This is a genomic window from Streptomyces sp. NPDC088762, from assembly GCF_044750905.1.
Classification (GTDB): domain Bacteria; phylum Actinomycetota; class Actinomycetes; order Streptomycetales; family Streptomycetaceae; genus Streptomyces.
In genome coordinates this window covers 472255-495443 of record NZ_JBIVKT010000002.1, presented here as the reverse complement: position 1 = coordinate 495443, position 23189 = coordinate 472255, and the positions used below count along the sequence as shown (strand labels likewise).

Sequence of the window (23189 nt, the reverse complement as noted above, 5' to 3'; positions counted from 1 at the left end):
GGTCACCACCAGTACGCGGGGTACCTCGGCGCCTTGCGGCGGACCCGGGAGGCGGCGTATCCGGTCAGCACGAGCAGGACGGTGGAGCCGAACAGCAGGGGTACGAAACGGCCGGCCGCGGGAGTCTGCAGGACGACGACCACGGCGGTCGCGACGCCCGGTGAGTGCGGGGTACGGGCCGCCATGTTCACCGCCAGGGTCAGGCCCGCCGCCGCGGCCGCCGCCCAGGCGCTGCTGCCCGCGACCGCCAGGACCGCGTAGCCCAGGGCGCAGCCCACCAGGTGGCCGACGACGACGCTGCGCGGCTGGGCCAGCGGCAGCGCGGGGGCGCTGTGCACGAGTGCGGCGCTCGCCGCCAGCGGCGGTATCAGCACGGGCTCGTGCAGCATCGCGCCGATCGCGACGAGCCCGAGCAGGACCGCGGTCGCCGCGCTGACGCTGTGGAAGGCGGCCGCCGGGGTCGGCCGGGCCGGCGCACGGCCGGTCACCCTGCGTCGCCGCTCCCCCTCGGGTGCGGGCCGGGCGATGACCGCGGGGCCGGCGGCGGCACCCGCGGCCGGAGCATGTGCAGGAGAGGGCGGAGCGGACGGTGACGCGTCGATGATCATGAATGTGGGACGTTTTCCAGGGCAGGCGGCAGGCGGTCCGGGCCAGGTGCGGCCGGCCGGTCCGCTATGACCCTATCTGCCACGTGTTCGAGGACCGCCCCCGGGGGTGCATCCGGGGCCTCGGCCTCCGCCCCCGGGCGCTGCCGAGCACGGCTCGGGCCGTACGGCTACCGGGCGGACGGCGTGTTCATCAGGTAGTCGCAGGCGAGGTGGTCTCCGGTGACCGGGGCGCCCTCGACCGAGCTGCGGTCGTGCGTGACGGTGACGACCGTGCGGGCCGTGGCGCCCACCGAGACGTCGAAGGTGGCGCCGTGGCCCGGGACGGACCGCAGGACCGCTCCGGGCAGAGCCGCGGCCAGGGTCAGGACGGGACGCTCGTAGAGGGGGTCGTGGGTGATGACGGTCGGGCCGGTCCGCGGCGGCGTTCCCTGGGGGACTGCGACGTCCTGGACGAGGAAACCGTTGCGGCGCAGTGCCGCCGCGACCTCGGCCTCGTCGACCCTGACCTGCAGCGTGGAAGGAGGCTGGGAGACGGGAACCCCGCCGGGAGGCCGGATGCGCGGGTCACCGGTGAAGGGACGGTCGGCGCGCAGGGCGGCCCACAGGGCCTCGGAGCGGTCCTTGTCCCACACGAGGGTGGATCCGACGCCCGGCACGCGGTGATCGAAGTCGGAGATGGGCACGGTCATGAACTCGGTCTGGCCGGCGCTCAGCCGGCCGAGGGCCAGGCCGATGCGGACGAGGTCGCCGAGGCCGGTGTTCTCGTCGGTGGTGACGGACTGCAGGAGGGTGTGGGCGGTGCGCGCCGCGGCGGCCGGGTCGGCGAGCGCCTTCTGCGCGGTGAGGCGCGAGAGCATCTCCCCGACCAGCCGCTGCTGGCGCCGGACCCGCCCCAGGTCACCGGAAAACGGGGTGATGTGGCGGGCGCGGACATAGCGCAGGGCCACGCGCCCGTCGAGGTGGTGGGTTCCGGGTGCGAGTTCGAGACCCGAGTTGAAGTCGCTCATGGGCTTGTCGGTGCACACCGTCGCCCCGCCGAGACGGTTGACGGTGGTCTCGAAGCCGCTGAAGTCGGTCTGGAGGTAGTGGTCGACGTGCAGTCCGGTGGCCTGTTCGACCGTGCGCACCGTCAGGGGGCCGCCGCCCAGCGCGAACGCCCCGTTGATCTTGCCGAGGCGGCGGGGCTGCCCGGTCGTGGCGTACTCGGTGTAGGAGTCCCGGGGGATGGACACGACGCTCGCCCGTCGCGCGTCCGCGGACAGGTGCACCAGCATCATGACGTCCGTGCAGTTGCAGCCCTTGCCGCCGACGTGGAGGCGGTCGATCTCCGCCTTGGACAGGCCGGCGCGACTGTCGATGCCCACGACGAGGATGTTGGTGCCGCCGGGGTGGGACGAGGACCCGGAGGGCGCTCCGCTCCCGGAGGACCCCGGCTGGGCCCACAGCGGCGGGCCGGCGGTGAGCGCGGCGAGCAGGGCGGTGGCGACCAGGAGGCGACGCATGAAGGCTCCTGACACGGGTGGGGTCGGTGAGGATTGCAGACGATATGACGATATGCGGCGGTCGTCGGGGGACGGCTCGGACACGCGGGGGACGGCCCGGACCCGCGGCCGAACGGTCCGTTCAGAGGAACGCGATCACGCGTACGGGTGCGCCCGGCAGGCGACCATCCGGCGCAATGACGCCCCGCCGGGCCGACCGGTCCTCATTCAAGGCCCTTGTAGCGGGCAGCAGTTGTGCGGCCGCGCCTTGGGCCCCCTCTTCACGATCGGGTAGATTCCGACCCACTGATTCCAATTCAAACGGGGCTGACGTGGTGGAGCTGACGGGGAGCGGGGCCGAGCCGCTGGAGGCGGAGGATCCGCGCCGGATCGGGTCGATCCCGCTGGCGGGCCGGCTCGGGGCCGGCGGGATGGGGCGGGTGTACCTCGGGGTCCGGGAGGGCCGGTACGTCGCCGTCAAGCAGCTGCTGTCCTCCGTCGTCGGCGAGGACCCGGACTTCCTGCGCCGTTTCGGACACGAGCTGGACAACCTGTCCCGACTGCCCGCGGAGGCCACCGCGCCGCTGCTCGCCAGCGACCGCACCGCACGGCCCCCGTGGTTCGCCACCGCGTACATCCCCGGGCTCACGTTGCGGGAGGCCGTCGAACTGCACGGCGGCCCCCTGCCCGCCCAGGCCCTGTGGCTGCTGCTGCGGAAGGCCGCGGCGGGCCTGGCGTCGGTGCACGCGCTGGACATGGTGCACCGGGACCTCAAACCGTCCAACGTCATGCTGACCCTCGACGGGCTCACCCTGATCGACTTCGGCGTCGCCCGGGCCGCCGAGCAGAGCCGGCTGACCCGGACCGGGATGGTCGTGGGCACGCCCGCCTACATGGCGCCCGAACAGGCCTCGGGCAGGCGGCGGTTGAGCGGCGCCACCGACGTGTTCGCGCTGGGCTCCGTCCTCGCCTACGCGGCGTGCGGCCGCCCGCCCTTCGGGGACGAGTCGGGGCACGGGGTGCTGTACCGCATCGTCCACGAAGAGCCCGATCTGGAACCGCTGCGGGAGCTGGATCCGGATCTCGCCGAGGTCGTCGCGACCTGCCTCGACAAGGATCCCGAGGGCCGCCCCACCGCGGCCGAACTCCTCGAACGGGCCGCGCGGCAGGGCCCGGTCACCGCTCCTCTGTGGCCGGAGGCCATCACCGGGCGGCTGACCGAGCGGGCCGCCTTCGCCGCGAACGTGCAGGAGATCGACGAACGGACGCTGCCGCTGACCGGCGGAACGCCGGAACCGGAACCGGAACCGGAGCCGGAGCCGGAGCCGGAGCCGGAGCCGAAGAAGGATCCCCTGCCCGAACCCGCCGCCGGGGCCGGGGCGCAGGTCCGTCCGGCACCGCCCGAGCGGGCGGAACGGCGCCGCCGCACCCGGGTCGTCCTCGCCGTCGTCCCCGTCGTCCTGGTCGCCGGAGGCACGACACTGGCCATCCAGCACCTGCCGTACACCTCTTCACCCCAGGCCAAGGAGCAGGCCGCCCCGTCCGGCTCGGTCGCCGCGCCGGCCGCGCCGGGGCCGTCGACGGCGGGCGCAAGCCCGTCGGGCGCCGCGTCCCCCGGGGAGTCTGCGGTCCAGGGCAAGCCCGAGGAGAACGCCGGGGTCCAGGGCCAGGGAGGACCGGGCGGACAACCGGCCGCGGCCGCCGGGGGCAGCGGGACGGGCCCGGGCGGGCCGGGAACGGGTACGGGTACCAACACGAGCACCGGCACCGGCAGCGGCACCCCGGGCGGCGCCGGCGGCTCGGGCCCGTCCGGCGGGACGTCCACGGCCCCCAAGCCCCCCACGACTGCCCCCGCCTCGGGCACCTACCGTTACAGCAACGGCAACAACGGCAAGTGCATCACCCAGGTCTACGGTTCCTCGGACCACGGCGAGTGCGGGGACGCGAGCGCCCGCTGGACCGTCCAGAGCAGGTCCGACGGCAGTTTCAAGCTCGTCAACCAGCAGAGCCGCCAGTGCCTCTACTCCAACGGGCTCGGCCAGGCCGTCTTCGTGGGCGACTGCGCCCAGGACATCGGCCGGCTGTGGCGTACGGGCTCGGGCGGCAGCCTCCGGAGCGAATACGGCGGCGGCTGCCTCGACCTGGGCATGAGCAGCGGCCTGGTGACGAACACGTGCGGCGGGCAGGCGTCGCAGCGCTGGACGAGGCAGGCGGCCTGAAGCTCCGTCCGGTGCCCTACGCGCGGCCGGCGGTGAGCCGGTCGCCGAGCGGGCTGCGCCGGTAGAGGACCTGGCGGCCGTGGCGGGCCCGGGTGACCAGGCCGGCGGCGTGCAGGACGCGCAGGTGCTGGGACACGGCGCTGGGGGTGACCCGTAGGCGGCGGGCGAGTTCGATCGTGGCCAGGGGTTCCGCCAGCATGCCGAGCAGCCGGGCCCTGGGGGCCCCGAGGAGCGGTACGAGGGCCGATCCGGCCTCGGGGGCGGAGGGATCTGCGGGATCGGAGGGATCAGTGGGACGGGCCGGGCCCGGGGCTGGTTCGGGTCCCCAGAGCGTCGCCACGCCGCGGCTCGGGTAGAGCACGTGGGGCGGTTCCTCCGGGCCCACCGGCGGCGCGGGCTTGTGGGCGAACACGGAGGGCACCAGCAGAAGTCCCCGGCCGGACGCCTTCGCATGGAACCCGAGGATGGTCCGGTGGATGCGCAGGACGCCCCGGGAACCGTCGTCCTCCCAGGTCAGTTGGGGGTGCATGTCGGCGAAGAGCAGCCGGGCGCCGCCGCGGGCCAGTTGCCGTGCCCGGTAGGTCATGTCGGCCTCGGCCACGAGCCGGATCTGCGGCCAGACCGGCTGGACGGCGATCTCCCAGTACCGGTGCAGGAGTTCGCAGAGGCTGTCACGCAGCGCGCAGACGGCCGCGTCCTCGGCGCCGGCCGCCGCGCGCAGGGGCGCGGGCAGCGGGTCCGGCGCGTGCGCGGCCAGCAGGTCGCGGCGGACCAGGCCGGGCGGCGACCGGCGGACGACGGCCAGTTCTTCCTCGAAGGACGGCTCGAAGCGGGTGGGCCTGGGGGTCAGGAAGTCCGGGAGGGTGAGACGGTCCGCCACCAGCGACATGAGCAGGCCGGTGTCCAGGCCGCCGAGCCGGGCGAGTACGGACCTGCGCCACGGCAGGTGCAGCGCCGACAGACCCGGATCGCGCAGCACGCGCAGGCTCAGCATCGTCTCGCCGAGGGGAGAGACGGCGAACCGCGTGTGCGCGAGGTCCTCCACCCCGAGCTCGAAACTGATCATTAAGCCGTACGCTACATCAATTGGCAGGGCGCGGGCGGTGCCGTGGACTTCCCTCCATGACATCCACGACCTCCATGGCATCCCCAACGCACGTGCACAGCAGGCCCTTTGAGGTGGCCGGATGAGCCGTCGACTGGTGCTGGTGCTGGCCGTGACCTGTGCGGTCGCCGTGGGCAACCTCTACTTCCCGCAGGCCATCGGTCCGCTGATCGCCGCCGGGCTGGACGTCCCGGCCGGCTCCGCCGCCCTGGTGGTGACCGCCACCCAGATCGGCTACACCGCCGGGATGGTCCTGCTGGTGCCGCTCGGCGACCGGATCCGGCACCGTCCGCTGCTGGTCGTCCTGCTCGCCCTGACCGCGCTGGCCCTGCTGGGCGCGGGCTGCGCCCCGTCCCTGCCGCCGCTGGTCGCCGCGAGCGCCCTGGTCGGGCTGACCACGGTGGCCGCGCAGGTCATCGGCCCGCTGGTGGCCGGCCTGGTGGCGGCCGACCGCCGGGGGCAGGCGATCGGCACGCTGATGAGCGGATCGACCGGGGGCATGCTGCTGGCCCGTACGTTCAGCGGGACGCTCGGCGAGTGGCTGGGCTGGCGGGCCCCCTATCTGGTGGCCTCGGCCGTGGCCCTGGTCCTCGCCGTCGTCACGGCGTACGCGGTTCCCGCCACCACCCCGGCCGCCGCCCGCGAACCGTACGCCCGGTTCCTGACCGAACCGTTGCGCCTGCTGCGCTCCGAGCCGGAGCTGCGCCGCTCCTGCTTCTACCAGGCCGCCGCCTTCGGGGGGTTCTCGGCCGCCTGGACCAGTCTGGCCCTGCTGCTGACCGGCCCTGTCTACCGGCTGGGTGCCGAGGCCATCGGCCTGCTGGCCCTGGTCGGCGCGGCCACCATGCTGTGCACCCCGCTCGCCGGGCGCCTCGTGGACCGCCACGGCCCGGGCCCGGTGAACCTGGTCTCCCTGCTCGGGATCCTCGCCTCGGCCGGGGTCCTCCTGGCGGGCGGCCTGGGCGGCGCTGCGGGCCTGGCCGCGCTGACCGTGGGCACCCTGCTGCTGGACATCGCCATGCAGAGCGGCATGGTCGCCAACCAGGCGCGGGTGTACGCCCTGCGGCCGGACGCCCGGAGCCGGCTCAACACCGCCTACATGACCTGCGCGTACCTGGGCGGAACCGCCGGCTCGTGGCTCGGCGTCCGCGCCCACACGGCCTTCGGCTGGGCTGCGGTGTGCGGGCTGATCGCCCTGCTCGCGGCGACCGCCCTGGCCCGCCACGTGCTCCCGCGCCACCGGCGTCCACCGGGCCCGACAGCCGGCCGGGAGGCGCGCCCGGCACGGGTTTCCTTAGCGGAACGTTAGATCTGGGCGGCGGCCCTTGTCCGGGTGTGCCGGCGGACGCATGCTCTGGGAACTTCCCCAGTCACGGGGGTGCTGGGGAAGGTCTTCGTCCCGCATCAGGGACTCCCGTCCGTCTGGAGCCGCCATGTCCTCGTCCGCCGTCACGCCCGCGCAGCCACCCGGTGACGAGCGCAAGAAGCGCCGTCTCGCTCTGATCGGCGGGTCGCTGGGCAATCTCGTCGAGTGGTACGACTGGTTCGTCTACGCCAGCTTCGCGATCTACTTCGCCGACTCCTTCTTCCCCGGCGACAACCCGACCACGCAGCTGATGAACACGGCGGGGATCTTCGCGGTCGGCTTCCTGATGCGGCCCGTCGGCGGCTGGATCCTCGGCCGCGCCGCCGACCGGCGCGGCCGCAAGAGCGCGCTCACGCTCACCGTCACCATGATGTCGGTGGCCGCCCTGCTGATCGCCGTCGCCCCGACCTACGGACAGGCCGGCTACTTCGGCGCCCTGGTGCTGCTGCTCGCGCGGCTGCTCCAGGGGCTGAGCATCGGCGGCGAGTACGCGGCCAGCGCCACCTATCTCACCGAGGCGTCGGCCCGCAACCGGCGCGGACTGGGCTCGTCCTTCCAGTACGTGTCGATGACCTGCGGCCAGCTGCTGGGCCTCGGCATCCTGATCACCCTCCAGCACACGCTCAGCACCGCCCAGCTGGAGAGCTGGGGCTGGCGCATTCCGTTCGTGTTCGGAGCGCTGTTCGCGGTGGTCGTCTTCTGGCTGCGGCGGCGGCTCCAGGAGACCGACGCGTTCAAGGAGCAGCAGGCGGACGAGGGCGCCGGGGACGACAGCACGCGCGGCACGCTCAAGGCCCTGTGGGAGCACCGGCGGCAGGCCGGCCTGGTCATGGCGCTCACCCTCGGCGGCACCGTGGCCTACTACACGTACACCACGTACCTGACGAAATACCTGGTCGGCAGCGCGGGCATGGCCAAGACGACGGCCACGCTGGTCAGTTTCACCGCCCTCGCCCTCTTCGCCGTGCTCCAGCCCTTCGCCGGGATGCTGTCCGACCGGATCGGCCGGCGCCCGCTGCTGATCACCTTCGCCGTGGGCTGCACCGTCGGCACCTACCCGATCATGACCGCCCTCGGTTCGGCCTCCTCGTACTGGTCCGCGCTGGGGTTGTCCCTGCTGGCCCTGGTGATCGTCACCGGCTACACCTCGATCAACGCGGCGGTGAAGGCCGAGCTGTTCCCGACCCGGGTGCGGGCCCTGGGCGTGGCCCTGCCGTACGCGATCGCCAACGCGCTGTTCGGCGGCACGGCGGAGTACGTGGCGCTGTGGTTCAAGAGCGGCGGCCACGAGAAGATGTTCTTCTGGTATGTCTCCGGGTGCGCGCTGGTCTCCCTCGTGACGTACGTCCTGATGCCGGACACCCGCGACGCCGTGCTGAGCCGCGCCGAGGCGAAGGAGCACGGGCACGGCAAGGACGGCGGGGGCGCGTCGGCGGCGGCTCCTGCCGAGGCCGTGCGCTGACCGTGCCGGTACCCTGTCTCGCGGCACGGTTCAGGGCAGGGGGCACGGGGAGGCTGTCGATGCACGCGCTTCTCGTCGAGGACGACGACCGCATGGCCCAGGCGCTCGGCACCGCCCTCGCCCAGCGCGGGCACACCGTCCGCCGGGTCGCCCGGGCCCAGGACGCGCTGCGGCACGTGCGCGAGGCCGAGTTCGTCCTGCTCGATCTCGGCCTGCCCGACCTGGACGGGATCGAGCTGCTGCGGCGGCTGCGCACCGTCTGCGACGCGCCGCTGATCGTGGTGACCGCGCGCTGCGAGGAGCGCGACATCGTACTGGGGCTGCGGGCGGGCGCCGACGACTACGTCGTCAAGCCGTTCCGGATGGCCGAGTTGATGGCCCGTATCGACACCGTACGCCGCCGCACCGACATGCCGTCGGCGCGTTCCGGCGGCGGCCTGCCGGAGGCCGGCCCTCGGGAGCCGGTCCGCGCGGGAGACGTCGAAGTCGACCTGGCGGGCCGTACGGTCACCGTGGCGGGTGGTGAAGTCCGGCTGACGCGCCGCGAGTTCGATGTGCTCGCCCACCTGGCCGCCCGCCCGGACGAGGTCCATGCGCGCGAGGAGATCCTGGACCGGATCTGGGGTGACGCCTTCCTCGCGGCGTCCCGTTCCCTGGACGTGCACGTGGCGGGGATCCGGGCCAAGACCGGCCGCTCCGAACTGGTCCGCACGGTCCGCGGGTTCGGCTACCAGCTCGGCTGTCCCACCCCGCGCGAGGAGCGGGACGGCGGGCCGTGAGGCGCAGGCTCCTCGCCGTGCTGATGGTGCTCATGGGGGTCGCGGCGCTGCTGCTCTGCCTCCCGCTGGCCGACGCCTACGCGCGGGGCCGGACCGAGCACCTGCTCCTGCAGCGTCGCTCGGAGGCCGTACGGTTCGCCGACCTCGCCGAGCGGATGCGCACCGACGCCGACCGGGCGGAGCTGTCCGCCGAGATCGGCCGGTACGCCCAGCTGTACGGGGCCGGGGTGGTGGTCGTCGACCCGGCGGGGACGCCGGTCGCACGGGCCGGCACGGGACCCGATGCCGTTCCCGGCTCGAAGACCGCCTCCGAGGCGGCGGACTCGCTCCGCCGGGCCCTCACCGGCCGCTCCACCGACCGGCTGCCCACCGTGCGCCCCTGGGGCCCGTCGACCGTCGTGCTCGCGGAGCCGGTGGGCCGGGACGAGCGGGTCAGCGGGGCCGTGCTGATGTCCGTACCGACCGGCGCGGCCCGCCGGGACGTGACGGTGCGCTGGTCGCTGATCGGCGCGGGGGCGCTCGCCGCCTTCGCGGCGGCGGCCCTGGTCGCGGCGGGGATCTCGCGCTGGCTGATGCGCCCGCTCCTCGACCTGGACCGGGCGGTGGAGGGCCTGACCGCCGGAAGTCTCCAGGCACGGGCGGTCTCGGGGACCGGGCCGCCGGAACTGCGCCATCTGCGGCAGCACTTCAACGCCATGGCGGAGGCGGTGTCCGACTCGATCGGCCGCCAGCGCGACTTCGTCGCCGACGCCTCCCACCAGCTGCGCAATCCGCTGGCGACCCTGGTGCTCCAGCTGGAGAACGTGGAACCGTACGTCACCCCCGGACCGGGCCGCGCCGAGCACACCCGCGCCCTGGACGAGGCGGAGCGTCTGGAGGAGCTGCTCGACGGCCTGCTGGCCCTGGCACGGGTGGAAGCCGGAGCGGCGGAGCCGGCCGAGCAGGACGTGTCGCGGGCCGTCCGGGAACGGGTGAGGGCCTGGACGCCGGTGTTCCGCGACGCCGGTCTGGCACTGGAACCGGCGGCCTCGGGCCCCGCGGAGCAGGGGCTGCGGGCGCGGGCGCTGCCGGACGCGGCGGGCCGGATCCTGGACGCGCTCCTCGACAACGCCGTGAAGTTCGTGCCGAGCGGCGGCCGCGTGGAGGTGAGCGCCACGCGCGGGGCGGACGGCTGGGCCGTCGTCCGGGTGGCCGACGACGGCCCGGGCGTGCGCGAGGACCAACTGGGGCTCCTGCTCAGGCGTTTCACGCGCTCGCCCGAGCACCAGAACGTGCGCGGCAGCGGGCTGGGGCTGGCCATCGCCGACGAGATCGCCCGGATCAGTGGCGGCCGGCTGGACGTGGCCGGCAACACGCCCCACGGGCTGGTCGTGGAGCTCCGCCTGCCGCTCGCACCCCCGCTCGTCCCGTGACCGCTCAGCCGTAGACCGAGCGGTAGTACGTGACCGCCCCCGGGTGCAGCGGCACCTTCCCGGTGGAGATGGCGAACCGGGGCTCCAGGCGGGCCCCCGCGGTCACCTCCCGCAGCAGGTCGCGCCAGCGGTCGAACACCACCTGCAGCAGGGTGCGCACGGCACCGGCCGGTACGTCGTTCCGGGCGAGGAGGTAGTTGCCGACCCCGATGGTGCCCACCGGCTCGGTGAGTCCGTAGACACCCGCAGGAAGGGTGACGGTCGTGTACACGGGTCCGTGGCGCTCCCGTAGCGCGGCGACGTAGCCGTCCAGCGCCAGGAACCGCAGGGGCAGCTCGCCCGCCAGCCCGGACAGCGCCGGGGTGGGCACGCCCCCGGACCAGAACAGGGCGTCGACCGCGCCCCCGCGCAGGGCCAGCACCGATGCGGCGAGGCCCAGTTGGCGCTCGTCCGCCGGCGGGGGGCCGCTGCCCGGCCCGGCCGCCCGCAGCACCCGTCCCGCGAGCACCTGCACCCCGGAGCCCGCCGCGCCGGCCGCGACCGGACGGCCGGCCAGGTCGCCCACCGAGCGCACCGGTCCGTCCGCCGGGACGAGGAGGTGCGTGTAGTTCACGTACACCCGGGCCAGGGCCGTCACGGCGGCCGGCCGGGGGAACGACTCGCGGCCCAGCACCGCGTCCTCGGCGGTGTCCGCCATGGCCAGCGCCAGCTCCACGGAGCCCTCGTCCAGCTTCCGCAGGTTGTTCACGCTGGCCGCGGTGCTCACCGGAACGATCTCCAGCCGGGCGCCGCTCACGGCGACGGCCTGGGCCAGGGCCTGGCCGAACGCGTTGTACGGGCCGCCCTCCGGCCCCGTCGCGAGCCGCAGGCGCCGCACCGGGCCGGAGTCGGTCGAGCATCCGGCCAGCGCCGCGGCGGCCGCGCCGATCGCGCCGAGTCCGGCGCCCATCGCGCGCCGGCGGCTCACCCCCGCGCCGGGCACGCTCACTCGTAGCGGTGGAGCAGCGAGTCCCGTTCGTGCTCGCGGATCTGTTCCAGCGTCAGCTCGGGGAGGTTCAGGTGGGAGAGGGTGACCTCGGCGGAGCTCGGGACGGCGTCCTCGGCGAGCCACTGCTCCGGCTTCCAGGCGTTGCTGCGCAGGAAGGCCTTCGGGCAGTGCTGGTAGACCTCCTCGACCTGCACGACGATGGCGGTGCGCGGCGGCTTGCCCACCGCGTGGAGCTGCTCCAGCAGGCGCGGGTCGGCCGAGACGCACGCCTTGCCGTTCACGCGCAGGGTGGTGGACCGGCCGGGGATGACGAAGATCAGACCGGCCCGGCCCGTTTCGACGATGTTGTGGGAACTGTCGAGCCGCTTGTTGCCGGTGGCGTCGGGGATCGCCAGGGTGAACTCGTCCAGGACGGAGATGAAACCGGCGGGACCGCCCCGGGGGGTCACGTCGCAGGTGCCGTCGGCGCCGGCGGTGGCGACGAAGACGAGCGAGGACCGTCCGATGACGGCGCGGGCGACGTCGTGGATCCGGTCCACGGCCTTGCGGCGGACCAGCTCGCTGGGGTCCTCGTAGAGTTCGCGCAGCTGTGCCGTGTTCTGGACGGCGGTGGACTGCAGGGCGTCGAATATGCGGCCGTTCGGCAGCGAAGTGGCTGTCACGTGCACGAAATCTATACGACGGTCCGGGCTCGTTCGAGGGCCGGGCGGCCGGCGATGCGGCCCCGGTCAGGCGGTGAGGAACTCGCGGAGGTCGATGATCTCGTAGCCGGCGGACAGGGCCGCGTCGATGATCCGGGGCAGGGCTTCGGCATCGGTGACGGTGCCGTCCCCGTCGCTGCCCACGTGCATCTGGATGATCGCGCCGGGACCGAAGGCGTCGACGGCCCGCCGGACGGCGACGTCCGCCGTCACGCCGCCCTCCGGGCCGAGGTAGCCGTTGGTGTCGGTGGTGAACTCGATGACCGCGTAGCCCAGTTCGTTGACGTCGGCGATGGAGTCCTCGGCGGTGGCGCTGTAGGGGAAGCGGAAGAAGGGCAGGGGCTCGGCCCCGGAGGCCGTACGGATCGCCGCGTCGGCCCGGCGTACCTCTTCGGCCCGTTCCCCGGTGTCGAGGTCGTCGAAGAAGGGGTGGCTGTGCGAGTGGTTGCCGAGGCCGTGGACGGCGGCGATCGCACGGAGGGCGGCCGGGTGGGCCTCGGCGAACCGACCGGTCGGGAAGAAGGTGGCGGGCAGCGCGCGTCGCCGCAGTTCGGCGAGGACGGTGTCGATGCCGCTGTCGTCCCACGCGGCGTTGAAGGTCAGTGCGATGACGTTCCGGGAGGTCGGCAGCCGGCGGATCTCGGTGCCGAGGAGCGAGGCGGGCGGGCGCGGACCGCCGTCCCTCCCGGATGCGGCCGGCTGCCGGCCGGGACGCCGCGGTGCTGCCGCGGCTCCGGCGCAGGGAGTCAGGCCCAGGGCCACCAGCGCCGCCATCGCCGTGCGACGTCCGACATCCACCACCGTCACTCCCTCCGCCGCGGTCACCGGTCCGCCACGACTATGCGCGTGCGGTCCGGGCAGCGCGCGCAGCCCGCGCCGGGCACCCGGGTGACGCCCCGCGCCGGCATCCGGGTGACGCCCCGTTGGCACGAGGTCCGTGCCGGAAGGAAGGCCTGCTCAGCGGTCTGCGAGCACGGCCCGGATCACGTGCCGGGCGTTGCGCGCCATCGCCGGGTTCGTCTCGCGGTAGTGGGGCAGGGCGATCAGCGCCTGCGAGAGCGTCCGGGCCCGGCCGCGGGTCCAGGTCGCGTCGTCCACGTCGAGCGCCTCGCGGAAGACCTTCCGCGCGTCGGCGGGCAGCAGGTTCCAGGCGGGGAACAGATCGCAGGCCGGATCGCCCACGCCCATGCACCCGAAGTCGATGACCGAGCTCAGCCTGCCGGCGCGCACCAGCAGGTTGCCCGGCATCAGATCGGCGTGCAGCCACACCGGCGGCCCGTCCCAGGCCGGGGCGCGCAGGGCGTCCTGCCATACGGCGGCCACGGCATCGCAGTCGACTCCCTCCTCCGGGATCGCACGCAGTGCCTCGATCGCCGCGCGCGTCGGGGTGTCGAGCGAGGCGAGCGGCCCGCCGCGGTAAGCCGCCGGCGCCCCCGGCAGGGTGATGTCGCGCATCCGCGCCACGAAGCCGGCCAGATCGCGGGCCAGCCGCACGGGCTCGCTCAGCGCGCCCGCCTCGGGGTTTTCGCCCGCCTGCCACCGGTACACCGACCAGGGCCACGGGTACCCCTCGGCGGGCTCGCCCGCCCCGAGGACCTCGGGGACGGGCGTGGGCAGCAGGGGAGCGAGGCGGGGCAGCCACTCCTGCTCCCTCACCACGTCCGGGGCCCCGCCCTGCGCCAACGGCAGCCGGACGACCATGGCGTCGCCCAGCCGGTACATGGCGTTGACCGTCCCGCCGGAGGGGAACCGCTCCACCGGCAGTCCCGCCCACCGGGGGAACTGCCGGGCGACCAGCCGCCGTACGAGGTCGTCGTCGACGGGGTGCGCGCCGGAATGCGCGTGCCTTGTGCTCATGGGGCGCCATCCGACCGCCGGACGCCGGCGGGCGTCAAACGCTTTTCGCCCCGCTCACGTGGCGGGAGGTCGCGTGGTGCCGGGGAGGCAGGTCACCGCCGGGTTGTAGGTCTCGTACTGGCCCCGGGGGTTCTTCTTCCACAGCCACAGGTGCAGGGCGTAGTGGATCGGCTGGCCTCGGAAGTTGCCGGGCCGGGGGCCCTTGAACGGGACGCCGAACAGGGAGGGCCGGTCGTCGTCGGTCGCCAGGTCCTGGTCGCGGTCGTAGACCAGCCATTGGACCCCGACCAGGCGTTTGCCACCGTGTCCGTCGTCCTCGTAGAACAGCGCGGCGGGCTTGGCCGGGTCGAGTGAGTTGTCGTACGCGTGGTTGAAGTGCGGGTAGCCGAGCGCGCCCGATCCGGCCCGGTCGGCGACGCAGTACTTGTCCGGTACGTAGCCGTCCCGCACCGCGGTCTCGTGCTGCTGGTACCGGGCGGTGGCCCGGTAGACGAGGGCGCGGCCCGAGGCGGACCTGCCGGGTCCGTCGTGGGGGGCGGGGGTGGCCGCGGGGGCCAGGGCGAGCGAGGCGGCTGTCGTGAGGACCAGGGCGAGCGTACGGACCATGCGCTGACTCCTTGCGGCGTGGGCGGCGGCACCGGCAGCCTTCCCCCGGCGCCGCGGGCCCGCCACACGGCCGGACCGGACGGCGGACGCGGTCTCACTCGATCGAGCCAGGAGTGGTTTCGCGCTCCGCTCCGCCAGGGAACCGGTGTGTCCGCAGACCGCGAGTGCCACGGAGGGTGCGGAACATGACGCAGGAGAACGCGGCCCCGGACGGCGGGCCGGCGCTGCACGAGATCGTGGCGGCGGTGGCCGCCGGCGCGCCGGAATACCGGGCGTGCCCCCACCCCGTCTACGCCGCACTGCGCGAGCAGGCCCCGGTGTGCCCGCTGACGCCGCGGCACGGGGTCGACACCTATCTCATCACCCGCTACGACGACGCCCGGGACGCGCTGTCGGACCCCCGGTTCAGCAAGAACATGCGCGGGGCCCTCGACACCTACCACGCGGTGTACGGCAGCTTCTTCGACGCGCTCGACGACAACGTGCTGTTCTCGGACCCGCCCCGGCACACCCGTCTGCGCCGCACCCTGCGGAGCGCCTTCACGCCCCGCCGCGTGGAGGCGATGCGGCCGCGCATCACCGAGATCGCCGAGGGCCTGCTGCGGGAGTGCGCCAAGAGCAGGACCGTCGACCTGATGTCGTCGTTCGCCTTCCCGCTGCCCATCGCGGTCCTGTGCGAGCTCATGGACATCCCGGAGGAGGACCGCCCGGAGATCCTGGGACAGTTCTCGGTGGTGACGCGCGCCCGGTTCGACCCCGGGATGCGGGCGGAGCTGCAGGCGGCCCAGGAGTGGCTCCAGGGCCGGCTGGCCCGGCTCGTCTCGTACACGCGCGAGCACCCGTCGGACTCCTTCCTCAGCGACCTCGTCCACGCGGAGGAGGGTCTGGACGACGCGGACCTCGTCTCGTCGCTGTGGGTCCTGTTCTTCGCCGGGCACAAGACGACCGCGTACCAGATCGGGAACTCCGTCCTCGATCTGCTCCTGCACCCCGATCAGCTGGAGAAGGTCCGGCGGGACCCGCTGCTGATCCCGCGGGCCGTCGAGGAACTCGTACGGTTCGAGGGATCGGTGGAGACGTCGACCTTCCGGTACGCGGCCGAGGAGGCCGAGATCCGCGGGACGGTGATCCCCAAGGGCTCGCTCGTGCAGATCGCCATCTCCTCGGCGAACCGGGACCCGGAGAAGTTCGACTCCCCCGATGTCCTGGACGTGACGCGCGAGGGCCTGCACGGAATGCACCTCGGCTTCGGACACGGCACGCACTACTGCCTGGGGGCGCCGCTCGCGCGGCTCGAACTCGAGATCGCGCTCTCCTGCCTCCTGCGCGCGTTCCCCGGCATGGAGCCGGTGGACGCGGAGGAGAGCAAGGGCGCGTGGCTGAAGGGGCCGGTGGCGGCCTTCCGGGGTCTCGAACGGCTCATGCTCGTCCTGGACCCTTCACGTCCGGACGACGACCTCGCGCCCATGGCCTCCGTGGCGACCGGAAAGTAAACCAACCCGACGGACGGTGGATTCGGCATGCCGGACTCTTCGCATACCTCCCGACTGAGCCTCCTGGGAACACCGGAGGAGGAGCCCCGGATCTCCTTGGTGCGGGAGGACTCCGCTCCGGAACCGGCCGAAAGGCACGCGGCCCAGTCGAAGATCGACATGCACCACCACTTCTGCGCCCCGGAATGGCGCGAGTGGGCCGAACGGCACGAGCTGATCAACCCGCAGCAACTGCCGCCGTGGGCCAAGCTCGACGCCGAGGCCCCGATCCGCTTCATGGACCGGGCCGGTATCGCGACGGCCGTCCTCAAGCCCATGCTGCCGGCGCGCTACCGTTCCTCGGCGCAGCTGCGCGAGGCCATCAACATCACCCTGCAGTCGATGATCGAGGTGGCGACCTCGCATCCGGGACGGTTCGCCTTCTACGTACCGCTGTTCCTGGACGACCTCGACGCGTCCTCCTGGGCCGTGCGGCGCGGGCTCGGGCAGCTCGGGGCCGTCGGGGTGAACGTGACCGCCAACTATGGGGGTGTCTACCTCGGGGATCCGGCGTACGACCGCGTGTTCCACGAGCTGAACGAGCTGTCCGCGGTGGTCGACACGCACCCGCACAACCTGCCGGGCGGTCCGCCCGGCGCGGCGACGGTTCCGGGCATTCCGAACTTCATGTGCGACTTCCTGCTGGACACGACACGGGCCGCCGTGAACATGATCAGCAAGAGGACGCTGGACCGCTTCCCGGACATCTCGGTGATCCTGCCGCACGCGGGCGGGTTCCTGCCGTACATCGCGACGCGCCTGCAGGCCCTGGGGCGGTTCTGCGACCCGCCGATCGACCCGGCCGCCGTCCGCGACCACCTGCACCGCTTCTACTACGACACGGCCGGCCCGATGGCGGCCGCCGCGACCCTCCTCGCCCACGTACCCGCCGACCACGTCCTGTTCGGCACCGACTGGCCGGCCGCCCCCGCCGATACGGTCATGGACCTGGCGCTCCCCGCCCTCGACGCCGATCCGGCCCTCACGGCGGAGCAGCGTCAGGGGATCTACCACGACAACGCCCTGCGCCTGATCCCGCAGCTGGCGACCGTCTGACGCCCCGTCCACCCCGTCCGCCCCGTCCGCCCCGCCTGGAGCGGCGGGGCGGACGGCGCGCCGGCGGCGCTAGCGCGTCAGGAGTGCGGCCGTGATCGACTGCGGTACCGCCGCGAGGGGCGCCGGGCGGGTGGTGAAGGTGCCGCGGCCCTGGGTGCGGCCGCGCAACCGGGACGCGTAGCCGAAGAGTTCGGCCAGCGGAACGGCCGCGGTGATCACCGCCGTGCCGGAACCGGTCGTGGACCCCGACACGCGCCCGCGCCGGGCCGCGAGGTCACCGAGGACTCCCCCGACACCGTCCTCCGGTACCGTCACCGTGACCTCCACCACCGGCTCCAGCAGCTCCATCGCGCTCGCGCGCAGCGCCTCGCGCAGCGCGAACCGGCCCGCCGCGCGGAACGCCATCTCCGAGGAGTCCTTGGAGTGGGTCGCCCCGTCGGTGAGCGTGACCCGCAGGCCGGTCACCGGGTAGCCCCCGAGGGGGCCCTCGGCGAGGGCGTCGCGGCAGCCGGCTTCCACGGCCCGTGCGTACTCCTGGGGCACGCGGCCGCCGACGACCGTCGAGCGGAACTCGAATCCCACCTCCTCCAGCGGTTCCACATCGATGACGACATGCGCGAACTGACCCGCGCCGCCGTCCTGTTTGACGTGCCGGTAGACCAGGCCGGTCACCCCGCGCACGACGGTCTCCCGGTAGGAGACCTGCGGCCGGCCGACGACGACCTCCACTCCGTGGGCCCGGCGGATCTTCTCCACCGCGACCTCCAGGTGGAGTTCGCCCATCCCCGACAGCACGGTCTGGCCCGTTTCCGGGTCGGAGCGCACCGCCAGCGAGGGATCCTCCTCGGCGAGCCGCGCCAGCGCGGACGAGAGCCGGCCCGTGTCACTGGTCCGGAGAGCCTCGACCGCCACCGAGACGACCGGCTCGGCCACGGAGGGCGGTTCGAGGAGCAGCGGCGCGCCGGGTGCGCACAGGGTCGTACCAGCCCGGGCGGCCTTGAGGCCGATCACGGCGACGATGTCACCGGCGACCGCCTCCTCCCGTTCCTCGTGGCGGTCGGCCTGGACCCGCAGGATCCGGCCGATCCGCTCGGTGCGGCCCGTACCGGCGTCGAGTACGGTCGCGCCCTTGCGGAGGGTGCCCGCGTACACGCGCAGGTAGGTGAGGCGCCCGGTCGGCGTCGCCGTCACCTTGAAGGCCAGGCCGGTGAACGGCTGCGCCGGGTCGGGTGCCCGTTCCTGCTCCACTCCGTCCACGGTCCCCCGTACGGGAGGCATGTCGGCGGGCGACGGCAGGTAGGCCAGGACGGCGTCCAGCAGCGGCTCGATCCCGCGGTTGCGGTACGCGGAGCCGCACAGCACCACCACGCCGTGCCCGGCGAGGGTCAGCTCCCGCAGGGCCCGGGCCAGGGTAGGCCCGGTCAGCGCGCCCGCCGCGCAGAACTCCTCCAGCGCCTCGGGATGGAGCTCGGCCACCGTCTCCTCCAGGAGCCGGCGGCGGCGGTCCGCCTCCTCCCGCAGCGGCTCGGGGACCGGCTCCGTCCCGTACGTGTCGGAGCCCGGGTGCCAGACCAGTGCGCGCATGCCCAGCAGGTCGACGACGCCGGTGAAGCCGTCCTCCCGCCCGATGGGCAGCTGGACGACCAGGGGAACGGCGCCCAGCCGCTCCCGGATGGAGGCGACCGCGGTGTCGAGGTCGGCGCCCGCCCGGTCGAGCTTGTTGACGAACGCGATCCGCGGGACGCCGTACCGGTCCGCCTGGCGCCACACCGATTCGCTCTGCGGCTCGACGCCGGCGACGGCGTCGAACACCGCGACGGCCCCGTCGAGCACCCGCAGGGACCGCTCGACCTCGTCGGAGAAGTCGACGTGTCCCGGGGTGTCGATGAGGTTGACGCGGTGTCCGTCCCAGGTGCAGCTGACGGCCGCGGCGAAGATGGTGATGCCGCGGTCGCGTTCCTGGGCGTCGAAGTCGGTGACGGTCGTTCCGTCGTGGACCTCTCCGCGCTTGTGGATGGCGCCGGTGGCGAACAGGATGCGTTCGGTGATGGTGGTCTTGCCGGCGTCGACGTGGGCGAGGATGCCCAGGTTGCGGACGGCGGTGGGGGAAGTGGTGGCGAGCGGTCGGTTGTTGGTGCGCATGGCCCGAGGCCTTTCGAATGCCGAGTGAAGAGGGCAGCGCGATTGCCGGACGGCAGGTCCGTCGCCCCTGCCACCGGCCCCGTGGCGCGGCTCCGCCCGGGGAAAGGCCCGGGCGGGCGGCGGCGCAGAGGGAACGGCAGGGACGGAACGGGACCCTAGAAGTGCGTCCGTGGCATGCGGTGACGGCCGCGCAGCCGGCACCGCTCGCCGCGAGACACCGGGATCACGTCGTACCGGGACGGGGGAACGAAGGCGATGGTGCGGTCGGTGCGCATGGCCTGGTTCCCCTTCTCTTCGTCAACTCCGCATGAGGCGCGCGGTGCCCGGTGGGCAGCGCGTGTGGCGAGTGTAGGGAGCGGAGCCGGTCCGGGGCACGGGATTATTCACTCCGCAGCGTTCGCGTGGAGCGGGGGCGGCGGACACGCCGGGGCGTCCGATCCCGTAGGCTCGGCGAATGGCGAAGTACTTCGATGTGCATCCTGAGAACCCCCAGCCCCGCACCATCGGCAACGTGACGAACAGCATCCGCTCCGGCGGGCTGATCGCGTACCCGACGGACTCCTGCTTCGCCCTGGGGTGCCAGGTGGGCAACCGCGAGGGCATCAGCCGGATCCGGTCGATCCGCGAGCTCGACGACCGCCACCACTTCACCCTCGTGTGTCAGAACTTCGCGCAGCTGGGCCAGTTCGTGCACGTGGACAACGACGTGTTCCGTGCGATCAAGGCGGCGACGCCCGGCCCCTACACCTTCATCCTGCGGGCCACGGCGGAGGTGCCGCGCCAGCTCCAGCACCCGAAGAAGAAGACGGTCGGCGTCCGGATCCCCGACCACGTGGTCACCCAGGCCCTGCTCGCCGAGCTCGGTGAGCCGCTGCTCTCCAGCACGCTGCTGCTGCCGGACGAGGAGGAGCCGATGACCCAGGGCTGGGAGATCAAGGAACGGCTCGACCACCTGGTGGACGTCGTCCTCGACTCGGGGGACTGCGGCACCAGGCCGACCACCGTCATCGACTTCTCCGGCGGCGAGGCCGAGATCGTACGCCGGGGCGCGGGCGACACCGCTCGCTTCGAGTAGTCGCGTACCCCGGTCGGACCCCGGTGCCGCGTGGTGCGGCTCGTCAGGGGCGTCCATGGGGCACGTTGGTACGCGACAACGGGGACCAGGAGGTACGTGGTGGGCGAAGACGACGAGGATCGCTACGAGCTCGTGTTCGAGGGCGCCGAACTCGGGGCGGAGGACGCGGAGACCGTCGTCGTCCGGCGCACCGAGCAGTCGGGCCCGGGTGGCCATCCCGTCTACGCCGACGAGACCGGCATCATCCGCGCGGAGATCAGCGACCAGGACGAGGTCCGGATGCTCGCCTCGGGCGCCCACCAGGCCCTCCCCCGAACCGTACGGGCGCGCCGGCCGGACTCGTCCTGACCGGGCCTATGCCGGGTGGCCGGCGCCGTCGGTGTGGTCGGCCTGGGTGGAGAACTTGTTGAGGAAGACGTCGTACTGCCCGTCGGGACGGCGGGTGAGGGTGGCGCCGTCCTGCCAGACGCCGTTGTCGTCCCACCACTGGCTGCCGTACGGATCGCCCTGGTTCTGGTGGATGTTGTGCATGCCGAGGCCCGCGTCGAAGGGCTCTCCGAAGATCATGATCGGACGGCCGGGCAGGAGGATCTCCTCGAGGGCTTCTGTGGCCTCCAGGGTGGATCCCGAGATCCAGGGCCGGGGCGGGTCCAGCCGGGCCAGGAGGTGCTCCAGCCAGGCCGGCGGGCGGCGTACGAACAGGCAGCCGGTGCGGTCCGCGAACGCGGGGTGCCGGAGGTAGTCGATGGCGCCCGAGCCCGAGGTCATCGCGAGCTCGTGGAATCCGGGCGGAAGCGGCGACGCCGGTTCGAGCACCGAGGCGGCCAGCGTGAACACCTTCCACTGGACGCCGGTGGCGGACTGTTTGCTGTCCACGTCGACGGCGCACCGGTACCTCCCGGCGGGCGCGTCCACCTCGAGGTTGACGTGGAACCAGCGCCCTTGTGCGTCGGGCTGGTCGCGGAAGTGCCGGTGCAGCGTTCCTGACAGCACTCCGTAGGCTTCGAGCGGCATGCGCCCAGTCAACCACCGGGCGCGGGCGCGGGTCCCTGACTCGCCGGGAACTGCGCCTCGGCGGTCCGGTGGTCGAGCGGTGGGTGGTCGGTGTGGACCGTGGCCGCGGTCAGCCGCGGGACGGCGTGGATCAGGGCGTGCTCGGCGGCCACGGCCAGCTCGTGCGCCTGGACGACCGTCAGGTGCGGGGCGACGACGATGTCCGTTTCGGCGCGCAGGGTGTGGCCGATCCACCGCATGCGCACCTGGCCGGTGCCCAGTACGCCGTCCACGGCGCGCAGCGCGGCCTCGGCCGTCTCGACGAGGGCCGGGTCCACGGAGTCCATCAGACGGCGGCACACCTCGCGGGCGGCGTCGCGCAGCACCAGCAGGATGGCGGAGGCGATCAGGAGGCCGACGAGCGGATCGGCGGCCGGCCACCCCAGGGCCGCGCCCCCGGCTCCGAGCAGGACGGCCAGCGACGTGAACCCGTCGGTACGGGCGTGCAGTCCGTCGGCGACGAGCGCGGCCGAGCCGATCCGGCGGCCGGTGCGGATGCGGTAGCGGGCGACCCACTCGTTGCCGGCGAACCCGATCAGGGCGGCCGCGCAGACCGCCCCCAGATGGGTGACCTCGCGGGGGTGCAGCAGCCGGTCGACGGCCACGTAGCCGGCGGCGACGGCGGAGGCCGCGATGGTCGCCACGATGACGATGCCGGCCAGGTCCTCGGAGCGGCCGTAGCCGTACGTGTAGCGGCGGTTGGCCGCCCGGCGGCCGAGGACGAACGCGATCCCCAGGGGTACGGCGGTCAGGGCGTCGGCGGCGTTGTGGACCGTGTCGCCCAGCAGCGCCACCGAACCCGACAGGCCGACGGTCACGGCCTGGAGGAGGGCGGTCACGGCGAGGACGGCCAGGGAGATCCACAGCGTGCGCATCCCTTCGCGGGACGTCTCCATCGCCGCGTCGACCTTGTCGGCGGCGACGTGGCTGTGGGGCCGGGACGCGTGGCGGTGGCCGTCACCGTGGCTGTGGGGGTGCGGGTGCGGGTGCGGGTGGGGGTTGTCGTGGGCGTGGGTGTGTGCGTGTCGGTAACCCTCCATGGGACCCACCGTGGCACACGGATCCGATTGCGGCTACCACCGTCATACCCCCTGTGGCCAGGTGCGATGCGCTCGCAAGTGCGCCTGTGGAGCGCTAGGCTTCGCGCCGCGCGGCACACGGTAAAACAGGTAGGGAGAACAGTGTTTGAATCGGTGCAGGACAATCCGTACCCCGACAGCCACGTCCTCGGTGCGGGGCCGGATCCACATCCGCTGCTCACGCCGGTGCTGCCGCTGCTGGGGCGCTGGCACGGGCGCGGGGAGGGCCGGTACCCCACCCTGGAACGGGACTTCCGGTACGAGCAGGAGGTCACCTTCAGCCACGACGGCCGGCCCTTCCTGCGGTACGAGGCCCGGGCGTGGCTGATCGACGAGTCGGGTGCGCCCGTGCGGCCGGCGGGGCGTGAGGCCGGGTGGTGGCGGGTGACGCCCGACGCGTCGCTGGACGTGGTGCTCGCGCACCCCACGGGCATCGTCGAGACGTATGTCGGGCGGGTGTCCGGTACGGAGATCGAGATCGAGACCAAGGACGTGGCGCTGACGCCGCTGGCCAAGGAGGTCACCGCCACCCGGCGCCATTACGCCCTGCGGTCGGGTGAGATGACGGTGACCCACGACATGGCCGCCGTCGGCCAGCCCCTGCAGCACCACCTCACGACGCACCTGCGCCTGCGCACGGACTGAGGGCGGACGGGCGTCACGGGTAG

21 protein-coding genes are annotated in these 23189 nt (G+C 73.5%); 10 read left to right on the top strand and 11 right to left on the bottom strand.

Annotation, left to right across the window (positions count from 1 at the left end; all coding sequences use genetic code 11):
* Nucleotides 1–2: 2 nt before the first annotated feature.
* Both ACIP5M_RS06995 and ACIP5M_RS06990 read right to left on the bottom strand, forming a co-directional pair.
* Complete coding sequence (locus ACIP5M_RS06995; protein WP_401192924.1) at nucleotides 3–488, bottom strand: HPP family protein; 486 nt, start codon at nucleotides 486–488, stop codon at nucleotides 3–5.
* A gap of 287 nt (nucleotides 489–775) precedes the next feature.
* Nucleotides 776–2110 carry an LCP family protein gene (locus tag ACIP5M_RS06990; protein WP_401192921.1) on the bottom strand — a complete coding sequence of 445 codons (1335 nt, stop codon included), beginning with the start codon at nucleotides 2108–2110 and terminating at the stop codon, nucleotides 776–778.
* Between the two features lie 311 nt (nucleotides 2111–2421).
* Between ACIP5M_RS06990 and ACIP5M_RS06985 the strand changes: the two genes are divergently transcribed.
* A complete protein-coding gene (locus tag ACIP5M_RS06985) occupies nucleotides 2422–4308 on the top strand; it encodes a protein kinase (RefSeq protein WP_401192918.1) in 1887 nt (628 codons plus the stop codon).
* 16 nt (nucleotides 4309–4324) lie between these two features.
* Here ACIP5M_RS06985 and ACIP5M_RS06980 read toward each other — a convergent pair whose 3' ends face one another.
* On the bottom strand, nucleotides 4325–5374 hold the full coding sequence (locus tag ACIP5M_RS06980) for an ArsR family transcriptional regulator (protein ID WP_401192915.1): 1050 nt from the start codon (nucleotides 5372–5374) through the stop codon (nucleotides 4325–4327).
* A gap of 121 nt (nucleotides 5375–5495) precedes the next feature.
* Here ACIP5M_RS06980 and ACIP5M_RS06975 point away from each other — a divergent pair, with 121 nt between their 5' ends.
* From ACIP5M_RS06975 to ACIP5M_RS06960, 4 genes are all read left to right on the top strand, one after another.
* On the top strand, nucleotides 5496–6722 hold the full coding sequence (locus ACIP5M_RS06975; protein WP_401192912.1) for an MFS transporter: 1227 nt from the start codon (nucleotides 5496–5498) through the stop codon (nucleotides 6720–6722).
* 124 nt (nucleotides 6723–6846) lie between these two features.
* The gene (locus ACIP5M_RS06970; RefSeq protein WP_401192909.1) at nucleotides 6847–8241 is read left to right on the top strand and encodes an MFS transporter; all 1395 of its coding nucleotides are present in this window, start codon (nucleotides 6847–6849) and stop codon (nucleotides 8239–8241) included.
* Between the two features lie 59 nt (nucleotides 8242–8300).
* Nucleotides 8301–9020, top strand: a complete 720-nt coding sequence (locus ACIP5M_RS06965; protein ID WP_401192907.1) for a response regulator transcription factor — start codon at nucleotides 8301–8303, stop codon at nucleotides 9018–9020.
* A complete protein-coding gene (locus ACIP5M_RS06960; protein ID WP_401192905.1) occupies nucleotides 9017–10432 on the top strand; it encodes an ATP-binding protein in 1416 nt (471 codons plus the stop codon). The genes ACIP5M_RS06965 and ACIP5M_RS06960 overlap by 4 nt, the downstream gene beginning before the upstream one ends.
* Before the next feature lie 4 nt (nucleotides 10433–10436).
* Here the strand turns inward: ACIP5M_RS06960 and ACIP5M_RS06955 are convergent, their stop codons facing one another.
* The 5 genes from ACIP5M_RS06955 to ACIP5M_RS06935 all read right to left on the bottom strand — a co-directional run bounded on the left by ACIP5M_RS06955 (nucleotide 10437) and on the right by ACIP5M_RS06935 (nucleotide 14584).
* On the bottom strand, nucleotides 10437–11420 hold the full coding sequence (locus ACIP5M_RS06955) for a TAXI family TRAP transporter solute-binding subunit (RefSeq protein WP_401192902.1): 984 nt from the start codon (nucleotides 11418–11420) through the stop codon (nucleotides 10437–10439).
* Nucleotides 11417–12082 carry an MSMEG_1061 family FMN-dependent PPOX-type flavoprotein gene (locus ACIP5M_RS06950; RefSeq protein ID WP_401192900.1) on the bottom strand — a complete coding sequence of 222 codons (666 nt, stop codon included), beginning with the start codon at nucleotides 12080–12082 and terminating at the stop codon, nucleotides 11417–11419. Before ACIP5M_RS06950 ends, ACIP5M_RS06955 begins: the two co-directional genes overlap by 4 nt.
* Before the next feature lie 66 nt (nucleotides 12083–12148).
* Nucleotides 12149–12919, bottom strand: coding sequence for a polysaccharide deacetylase family protein (locus tag ACIP5M_RS06945; protein ID WP_401192897.1), 771 nt, complete (start codon nucleotides 12917–12919; stop codon nucleotides 12149–12151).
* 159 nt (nucleotides 12920–13078) lie between these two features.
* The gene (locus ACIP5M_RS06940; RefSeq protein WP_401192895.1) at nucleotides 13079–13978 is read right to left on the bottom strand and encodes an aminoglycoside phosphotransferase family protein; all 900 of its coding nucleotides are present in this window, start codon (nucleotides 13976–13978) and stop codon (nucleotides 13079–13081) included.
* 54 nt (nucleotides 13979–14032) lie between these two features.
* Entirely contained in the window at nucleotides 14033–14584 is a 552-nt protein-coding gene (locus ACIP5M_RS06935; RefSeq protein WP_401192892.1) for a hypothetical protein, read from the bottom strand.
* Nucleotides 14585–14769: 185 nt separating this feature from the next.
* On the opposite strand from ACIP5M_RS06935, the gene ACIP5M_RS06930 reads away from it, so the two are divergent.
* Nucleotides 14770–16077 carry a cytochrome P450 gene (locus ACIP5M_RS06930; protein ID WP_401192890.1) on the top strand — a complete coding sequence of 436 codons (1308 nt, stop codon included), beginning with the start codon at nucleotides 14770–14772 and terminating at the stop codon, nucleotides 16075–16077.
* A 27-nt stretch (nucleotides 16078–16104) separates the two neighbouring features.
* Nucleotides 16105–17172: an amidohydrolase family protein gene (locus ACIP5M_RS06925; RefSeq protein WP_401192887.1), complete on the top strand. Its 1068-nt coding sequence runs from the start codon at nucleotides 16105–16107 to the stop codon at nucleotides 17170–17172.
* Between the two features lie 69 nt (nucleotides 17173–17241).
* Here the strand turns inward: ACIP5M_RS06925 and fusA are convergent, their stop codons facing one another.
* Nucleotides 17242–19314: an elongation factor G gene (fusA, locus tag ACIP5M_RS06920; protein WP_401192884.1), complete on the bottom strand. Its 2073-nt coding sequence runs from the start codon at nucleotides 19312–19314 to the stop codon at nucleotides 17242–17244.
* Between the two features lie 454 nt (nucleotides 19315–19768).
* Between fusA and ACIP5M_RS06915 the strand changes: the two genes are divergently transcribed.
* Nucleotides 19769–20389: an L-threonylcarbamoyladenylate synthase gene (locus ACIP5M_RS06915; protein ID WP_401192881.1), complete on the top strand. Its 621-nt coding sequence runs from the start codon at nucleotides 19769–19771 to the stop codon at nucleotides 20387–20389.
* A 99-nt stretch (nucleotides 20390–20488) separates the two neighbouring features.
* Complete coding sequence (locus ACIP5M_RS06910) at nucleotides 20489–20737, top strand: DUF6296 family protein (RefSeq protein ID WP_401192878.1); 249 nt, start codon at nucleotides 20489–20491, stop codon at nucleotides 20735–20737.
* Between the two features lie 6 nt (nucleotides 20738–20743).
* Here ACIP5M_RS06910 and ACIP5M_RS06905 read toward each other — a convergent pair whose 3' ends face one another.
* Together ACIP5M_RS06905 and ACIP5M_RS06900 are read right to left on the bottom strand one after the other, a co-directional pair.
* Nucleotides 20744–21403 carry a DUF2278 family protein gene (locus tag ACIP5M_RS06905; RefSeq protein ID WP_401192876.1) on the bottom strand — a complete coding sequence of 220 codons (660 nt, stop codon included), beginning with the start codon at nucleotides 21401–21403 and terminating at the stop codon, nucleotides 20744–20746.
* A gap of 8 nt (nucleotides 21404–21411) precedes the next feature.
* On the bottom strand, nucleotides 21412–22482 hold the full coding sequence (locus ACIP5M_RS06900; protein ID WP_401192874.1) for a cation diffusion facilitator family transporter: 1071 nt from the start codon (nucleotides 22480–22482) through the stop codon (nucleotides 21412–21414).
* Nucleotides 22483–22623: 141 nt separating this feature from the next.
* Here ACIP5M_RS06900 and ACIP5M_RS06895 point away from each other — a divergent pair, with 141 nt between their 5' ends.
* Nucleotides 22624–23166, top strand: a complete 543-nt coding sequence (locus tag ACIP5M_RS06895; protein WP_401192871.1) for an FABP family protein — start codon at nucleotides 22624–22626, stop codon at nucleotides 23164–23166.
* The last annotated feature ends 23 nt before the right edge of the window (nucleotides 23167–23189 follow it).